Here is a 7,787-nt window from a genome sequence, read left to right on the forward strand (position 1 = left end):
CGACGCCGAGCTGCACTGAACCGCCGCGGACCGGCCGCCGACGCCTTCGACTAGAGACCGAGGGCGTGGGCGGCGGCCTGCGCGCGCGAGACCAGCTCGGCACGCTGCTCCGCGACCCGCACAGGGGCGGTCCCCCCGGCGCCGGTGCGCGATGCGACCGAACCCTCGATCGTCAGGACTTCGCGCACCTCGGGCACGAGACGCGGCGACACCGACAGCAGCAGCTCGTCGGAGGCATCCTCCAGCCCGATCCCTTGCTCCTCGCACGCACGCACGAGCGCACCCGAGATCTCATGGGCATCACGGAAGGGCACCCGGCGCTTCACGAGCCATTCCGCGACATCCGTCGCGAGAGAGAAGCCCTGCGGAGCCAGAGCTGCCATCCGTTCGGTGTCGAAACGCAGCGTCGCGATCATGCCCGCGAAGGCGGGGAGCACCACCTCGAGGGTCTGAACCGAGTCGAACACCGGCTCCTTGTCCTCCTGCAGATCGCGGTTGTACGCGAGCGGAAGGCCCTTGAGCGTGGCCAGCAGACCGGAGAGGTTGCCGATGAGGCGACCCGACTTGCCGCGAGCGAGCTCGGCGATGTCGGGATTCTTCTTCTGCGGCATGATGCTCGAACCCGTGGAGTAGCCATCGTCGAGCGTGACGAAACCGAACTCGCGGGTGTTCCAGAGGATGATCTCCTCGGAGAGGCGCGAGATGTCGACACCGGTCATCGCCGTGATGAACGCGAACTCCGCCACGACGTCGCGGGCCGCGGTGCCGTCGAGGGAGTTCTCGGCCGGGCGGTCCAGACCCAGCTCCGTCGCCACGAGCGTCGGATCGAGACCGAGCGTGGAACCGGCCAGCGCTCCCCCGCCGTACGGTGAGACGCCGGCACGACGCCGCCAGTCCACGAGGCGTTCGAGTTCGCGCACCAGCGGCCAACCGTGGGCCTGCAGGTGATGGGCGAGCAGCACCGGCTGCGCATGCTGCAGGTGCGTGCGTCCGGGCAGGATCGCGGCGGGATGTGTTTCGGCCTGGGCCACCAGCGCGTCGATCACCCGCAGGATGTCACGGGCGATCACCCGCGCATGATCGATCAGGTACATGCGCACGAGGGTGGCGATCTGGTCGTTGCGGCTGCGACCGGCGCGCAGGCGCCCGCCCAGTTCCGGCCCGAGCTCGGCGATCAACGCCTGCTCGAGCGCACCGTGCACGTCCTCGTCGGTCGGCACCGGTCGCAGCGTGCCGTCGGCGACCTTGCGCGCCACGGCATCCAGCCCCTCGTGCATCCGTCGTGCCTCGTCGGGTTCGAGGTATCCGGCAGCTTCGAGCGCCGTGGCATGTGCATGCGAGCCGGCGATGTCGTACGGCGCGAGGATCCAGTCGAAGTGCGTGGAACGGCTCAGCTCGACCAGTTCCGGCGACGGGCCCGTGGCGAAGCGGGCACCCCAGAGTGCGCCCTCGTTGGTGCCTTCGTGTGTCGGTTCGCTCATCACGCGTCCTTCTTGCCGAGGAGCCAGACCAGGAGGGCCTTCTGCGCGTGCAGACGGTTCTCCGCCTCATCCCAGACCACGCTCTGCGGCCCGTCGATCACGCTGGAGTCGACCTCATAGCCGCGATCGGCAGGGAGGCAGTGGATGAAGATCGCCTCGGGGTCGGCGAGCGTCATCGTCTCGGGGGTGACCTTGTAGCCGCCGAGATCGCGGATGCGTGCGAGCTTCTCCTCCTCCTTGCCCATCGAGACCCATGTATCGGTCACCACGACGTCGGCACCGGCGGCCGCCTCGACCGGGTCGGTGTAGAGCGTGATCGAGCCACCGGTCTCGGCAGCGCGGCGATCCGCGGCCTCGATGACATCCGCGCGGGGCGCGTAGTCCTCCGGCGACGCGATGCGCACGTGCATGCCCGCCGTCACACCGGCGAGCGCGTACGAGTGCGCCATGTTGCTCTGTCCGTCGCCGAGGAACGTGAGCGTGAGCCCCTTCAGATCTCCCTTGTGCTCGCGGATCGTCAGCAGATCGGCGAGCAGCTGGCACGGGTGGAAGTCGTCGGAGAGCGCGTTGATGACGGGCACCCTCGTGCCTTCGGCCATCTCTTCGAGCCCGGACTGCGCATAGGTGCGCCACACGATGGCCGCGACCTGGCGCTCGAGGACGCGCGCGGTGTCGGACGGCGTCTCTTTGCCGCCGAGCTGGCTGCTCGCGGTCGAGATGATCAGCGGCGAGCCGCCGAGGTCGGCGATGCCCACCGCGAACGAGACACGGGTGCGCGTGGAGGACTTGTCGAAGATGACCGCGACCGTCTGAGGACCGGCCAGGCTCTTGTCGGCCCAGCGGTCCTTCTTCAGCTCGATGGCGAGGTCGAGGATCTCCGCCTGCTCGGCGGGGGTCAGGTCATCGTCACGCAGCAGGTGGCGGGTCATGCGGATACCTTTCCGGCTACAGAGGCCTGGACGTCGGCGAGAGCGGCCGTGAACAGCTCACGGAACTCGGCGAGTTCGGCGTCGCCGATGGTGAGAGCGGGCGCGATGCGCACCGTCTCGGGGTTGGCGGCGTTGACGATGAGCCCGCGCTCCTGTGCGGCCGCGACGACGGCACCGGCCACCGGAGCGGTGAGCGCGACGCCCACGAGCAGACCACGTCCGCGCACGCCCTCGACCAGCGGGGAATCGATCCCGAGGAGGATCTCGCGCAGCTCCGCGCCGCGACGGGCCGCGTTCTCCACCAGGCCGGCGCTCTCGATCTCGGCGAGCACGGCGTCGGCGACAGCGGTCGCCAGGGGATTGCCCCCGAACGTCGAGCCGTGCGACCCCGGGGTGAACAGTGCGCTCGCGCTGCCGTAGGTGACCAGCGCGCCGATCGGGAAGCCGCCGCCGATCCCCTTCGCGAGCGTGATCGCATCGGGGATGATGCCCTCGTGGCTGAACCCGAACCACTCACCGGTGCGGCCGGCTCCGGTCTGGATCTCGTCGACGATCAGGAGCGCGCCGTGCGCGAGGGTCAGCAAGCGGGCGGCGGCGAGGTACCCCTCCGGCAGCTCGACCACTCCGGCCTCGCCCTGGATCGGCTCGACGATGATCGCGGCGACGCGGTCGTCCATCGCCGCTTCCAATGCCTCGATCGTGGCGGGGATGTGCTCGACGCCCGCGGGCATCGGCTCGAACGGCGCGCGCATCGATGCCTTCGCGGTGAGAGCGAGCGAGCCCATGGTGCGTCCGTGGAAGCCGTTCTCGAGCGCGAGGATGCGCGGCCGCTCGGTGCCCCCGTGCAGCCGGGCGAGCTTGAAAGCGGCCTCGTTGGCCTCGGCGCCCGAGTTCGAGAAGAACACCCGCCCGTCGATACCGGCACCCGCGAGACGCTTGATGCGTGCGGCGAGTGCGAGCTGGGGCGGGGTGGCGAAGTAGTTCGACACGTGCGCGAGTGTGGCCGCCTGCGTCGAGACGGCCTCGACGAAGGCCGGGTGCGCGTGCCCGAGGGAGGTCACCGCGATGCCGGCGAGGAAGTCGAGGTGGCGTCGACCGTCGGCATCCCACAGGTACGAGCCCTCACCGCGGACCAGCAGCGCGAGCCGCTCCCCCGCATTGAGCACGAGATCGCGTGCCGCGTCGTCCTGCCAGACAGTCATCCCGTCACCTCCGACCTTCCCAGGACCACTTCGGTCCCGATTCCCTTGCTGGTGAACAGTTCGACGAGCACCGAATGCGGCACCCGTCCGTCGATGATCGCGGCCGCGTCCACGCCGCCTTCGACCGCGTCGAGGCAGGCGCGCATCTTGGGGATCATTCCCGACTCGAGCTTCGGCAGCATCTCGATGAGGGCCTCCGAGGTCAGGTGCGAGACGAGGGAGTCGCGGTTCGGCCAGTCGGCGTAGAGCCCCGGCACATCCGTGAGGATCACGAGTTTGCGCGCATGCAAGGACACGGCGAGAGCCGCGGCGGCGGCATCGGCGTTGACGTTGAGCGACTGGCCGGGATGATCGAGATCAGGCGCGATGCTCGACACCACCGGGATGCGCCCGGCGGCGAGATGGTCGAGCACCGGAGTCGGATCGACTTCGACGACATCGCCGACGCGACCGAGGTCGACCTCTTCGCCGTCGATCATGACACCGCGACGGCGCCCGCCGAAGAGTCCGGCGTCCTCGCCGCTGAGGCCGGTCGCGATCGGCCCGTGCGAGTTGATCTTGGACACCAGCTGCGGATTGACCTGACCGGTGAGCACCATGCGCACGACGCTGATCGCCTCGGTGTTGGTGACCCGGTAGCCGCCCTTGAACTCGCTGGGGATCTCGAGCCGCTGCAGCATGTTCGAGATCTGCGGGCCGCCGCCGTGCACGACGACCGGCAGCACGCCGACGTAACGGAGGTAGGCGATGTCCTGCGCGAAGGCGTCCTGCAGCTCCTCCGACACCATCGCGTTCCCGCCGTACTTGATGACGACGATCTGGTCGCGGAACTTCTTCAGCCACGGCAGCGACTCGATGAGGGTCGTGGCCTTCTGTGCGGCGACTTCGGCCGGGGTGTCCTGGATGTCGGTCATGAGGCGTAGGCGCTGTTCTCGTGCACGTAGTCGTGGGTGAGGTCGTTCGTGAGCACGGTCGCCGTCGACTCGCCGACCTTGAGGTCGATCACGAGGTGCGTGGCGCGCGGCATGAGGTCGACCTCTTCACGGGGACGGTCGGGGCCGCCCGCCGTGCAGACGCGGACGCCGTTCATCCAGACGTCGACGTCGTAGGGATCGAACTGCGCGTTCGTGGTGCCGATCGCGGCGAGCACACGGCCCCAGTTCGGGTCGTTGCCGAAGATGGCGGCCTTGAAGAGGTTGTTGCGGGCGACCGACCGGCCGACCTCGACGGCGTCCTGCTCGGAGACCGCGTGCTGCACCTCGATCGTGATGTCGTGACTCGCGCCCTCGGCATCGCCCTGCAGCTTGACCGCGAGCTCTTGGCACAGCTCGATCAGCGCGGCGGCGAAGTCGTCGAGATCGGGCACGACCTCGGAGGCGCCGTTGGCGAGGAGGGTGACCTGATCGTTCGTCGACATGCAGCCGTCGGAGTCGAGCCGGTCGAAGGTCCGCCCGGTCGCACGGCGCAGCACGTCATCGGCCTGGAGCGGCTCGAGGACGGCGTCGGTCGTGATCACGACCAGCATCGTGGCGAGGCCCGGCGCGAGCATTCCTGCTCCCTTCGCCATCCCACCGATCGTCCAGCCGTCGCGGCTGACCACGGCGGTCTTCGCGACGGTGTCGGTGGTCATGATGGCGTGCGCCGCGCTCTCTCCGCCATCAGCGCTGAGCTCGGCGATCGCCTGCTCCGTGCCGGCGAGCACACGCGCACGGAACGTCTCGTCTCCTGTGCCGATCAGACCGGTGGAGCAGATCAGCACGTCGCCGGCGCTGACACCGAGGAGCTCGGCCGCCTTCTCAGCCGTCTGATGCGTCGTCTGGAATCCGAAAGCGCCGGTGAAGCAGTTCGCCCCGCCGGAGTTGAGCACGACGGCCTCGACCACCCGGTCGGCGACGGCCTGCTGCGACCAGATGATCGGGTTGGCCTTGGCGCGGTTGCTCGTGAAGACGGCGGCGCCGACCTTGCGCGGTCCGCGGTTGACGACGACGGCGACATCGGGCTTGCCGGTGGACTTGAGTCCTGCGGCCACACCGGCCGCCTCGAAACCTGCGGGGGCGGTGACGCTCACGGCGCGACTCCGTTCACTGAGAGGGCGCGGGCCTCGGGAAGCCCCAGCGCGATGTTCATGGATTGGATGGCAGCGCCGGCGGTGCCCTTGACGAGGTTGTCGACCGCGGTGACCACGGTCACCCGGTTCGCGGCGCGATCGATCGCGAGCCCGATCAGCGCGGTGTTGGCGCCGAGCACGTCGGCCGTGCGCGGGAAGCGTCCCTCCGGCAGCAGCTGCACGAAGGTCTCGTCGCCGTAGGCGCTCTGCCAGGCGTCGCGGATCTGCGCATCGGTCACGCCGTCGGCGATCCGTGCGGTCGACGTGGCGAGGATTCCGCGCGACATGGGCACCAGCACCGGAGTGAAGGAGATACGGATGCCGTCGGCGTCGATACCCGATGCCGCGGCGAGCGCCTGACGGATCTCCGGTATGTGCCGGTGGGATCCCCCGACCGCATACGGGTTCGCGGTGCCGAGGATCTCGCTGCCGAGAAGGTTCGTCTTGAGGCTCTTCCCCGCACCGGACGGACCGACCGCCAGCACCGAGACGATGTCCGAGGGGTCGATCACGCCGGCGGCGACGCCCGGCGCGAGGCTGAGACTCACGGTCGAGGCGTTGCAGCCGGGAGCCGCGATGCGAGTCGCGCCGCGGAGGTGCTCTCTTTGCTTGACCCCGTCGATCAGGAGCTCGGGGACGCCGTATGTCCAGGGCTCGTGGAACGCCCCGCCGTAGAACGCCTCCCACGCGGACGCCGACGTGAGCCGATGGTCGGCTCCGGCATCGATCACGAGCGGAGCCGCACCGAGCGCATCGGTGTACTGCCCCGACTGCCCGTGCGGGAGTGCGAGGAACACGATGTCGTGGCCGGAGAGGATCTCGGGCGTCGTGTCCTGCAGGGTGAGGTGTGCCAGAGAACGCAGATGCGGCTGGTGGTCGACGAGAGGCTGCCCGGCGTTCGAGTGCGCCGTGACGGTGCGGATCTCCATGTCGGGATGATCGGCCAGGAGACGGAGGATCTCGCCGCCTGCGTAGCCGGATGCGCCGGAGACGGCGACGGAATACGTCATGCTTCTACCTTAACGGTCGGGTCCTTCCTCGAAGGGAGGACCGGGGACGGGGCCGGAGGCGGCGACACCGGCTCTCGACCGCTGCGCGTGCGCAGGCAGGAGGGCGGGGTCGCCTACAGTCGGCGGCCGCGGCGTCGGCGCACAGCGATGACGCTCGGAGCGAGCGTCGGAGAAGCGGTGGCGGCCGAAGGCATGTCGCGACAGTAGCGCGGCCCCGGCGGCCACCGCAAATCCACCCCGTCATCTGAGGGGCTGCAGCCCCATCGGCGCGGCGAAGAAGGCGAGCTCGTGTGCGCTCGATACCGCGAACACCCGGCGCATGCGCGCACGGGTCGGGGCATCGGCCTGCGCCGCAGCCCCGGAAGCGTAGGCGATCGCCTTCTCCGTCGCCGCCTCGAATGCCGGATCCGCGTACGTCGTGAGCCAGGACGCGTAGGGATGCTGCGGATCCCGCGCGTACTCCCCGAACTCTCCGGCACGCAGGCGTCGGCCGAGGTCGGTGTAGAGCCAGAAGCAGGGAAGGACGGCCGCGACGATCTCGCCGTAGTCGCCGCCGAACGCGACGGAGCGCAGGTGGTCGAGGTACGCGGTGGTCGCCGGCCCCGGCTCGGCGGCGAACGTCGCCGCGCTCACTCCCTGAGCCGGGGTCAGGTACGACGCGTGCAGCTCGAGTTCACCCACGATCGAGCCTTGCGCGGAATCGGCCCAGAAGGCCTGTTCCTCCGACGTCGGCGCGAGCCGGGCGGCTTCGGCGAGGACACGGGCGTACTCGCGCAGATACAGCGCGTCCTGCGCGAGATAGATCAGGAAGGGGCCGCGCTCCAGCGTCCCGTCGGCGAGCGCTCGGATGAACGGGAGTTCGTCGATCCCCGCGCGGATCTCCGCGATGTCCTGCCACCAGTCCGCGGCGATGTCGTCAGCCGCCGGTCGGGTCTGCGCCGCCGCACGCTCCCGGAGTCCGGCGAAATGGTCGATCGGCCCGTGACCCCGCCCCACGCTCAGCGCGTCCCCCGCGCGCAGGGATTCGCGGAGCCAGGCGCGCGCGGCGCTGACCGCAT

At 69.7% G+C, this 7,787-nt stretch carries 6 protein-coding genes and 1 pseudogene; all 7 read right to left on the bottom strand.

The genetic code is table 11. The features are described 5' to 3' along the window. Positions 1–50: 50 nt before the first annotated feature. A complete protein-coding gene (gene argH / locus B2869_RS16555; protein ID WP_292768967.1) occupies positions 51–1,481 on the bottom strand; it encodes an argininosuccinate lyase in 1,431 nt (476 codons plus the stop codon). Continuing rightward, the gene (argF, locus tag B2869_RS16560) at positions 1,481–2,410 is read right to left on the bottom strand and encodes an ornithine carbamoyltransferase (protein ID WP_021199752.1); all 930 of its coding nucleotides are present in this window, start codon (positions 2,408–2,410) and stop codon (positions 1,481–1,483) included. The genes argH and argF overlap by 1 nt, the downstream gene beginning before the upstream one ends. Next, positions 2,407–3,612: an acetylornithine transaminase gene (locus B2869_RS16565; protein WP_292768973.1), complete on the bottom strand. Its 1,206-nt coding sequence runs from the start codon at positions 3,610–3,612 to the stop codon at positions 2,407–2,409. Before B2869_RS16565 ends, argF begins: the two co-directional genes overlap by 4 nt. Further along, positions 3,609–4,526, bottom strand: coding sequence for an acetylglutamate kinase (gene argB / locus B2869_RS16570; protein ID WP_292768976.1), 918 nt, complete (start codon positions 4,524–4,526; stop codon positions 3,609–3,611). Before argB ends, B2869_RS16565 begins: the two co-directional genes overlap by 4 nt. Then, positions 4,523–5,680, bottom strand: a complete 1,158-nt coding sequence (argJ, locus tag B2869_RS16575) for a bifunctional glutamate N-acetyltransferase/amino-acid acetyltransferase ArgJ (RefSeq protein WP_167253474.1) — start codon at positions 5,678–5,680, stop codon at positions 4,523–4,525. Before argJ ends, argB begins: the two co-directional genes overlap by 4 nt. After that, positions 5,677–6,729, bottom strand: a complete 1,053-nt coding sequence (gene argC / locus B2869_RS16580; protein WP_292768981.1) for an N-acetyl-gamma-glutamyl-phosphate reductase — start codon at positions 6,727–6,729, stop codon at positions 5,677–5,679. The genes argJ and argC overlap by 4 nt, the downstream gene beginning before the upstream one ends. Positions 6,730–6,969: 240 nt before the next feature. After that, positions 6,970–7,787, bottom strand: a pseudogene (locus B2869_RS16585) (thiamine-phosphate pyrophosphorylase); the annotation flags it as partial.

This window comes from Microbacterium sp. UBA3486 (assembly GCF_002377845.1).
Taxonomy (GTDB): domain Bacteria; phylum Actinomycetota; class Actinomycetes; order Actinomycetales; family Microbacteriaceae; genus Microbacterium; species Microbacterium maritypicum_A.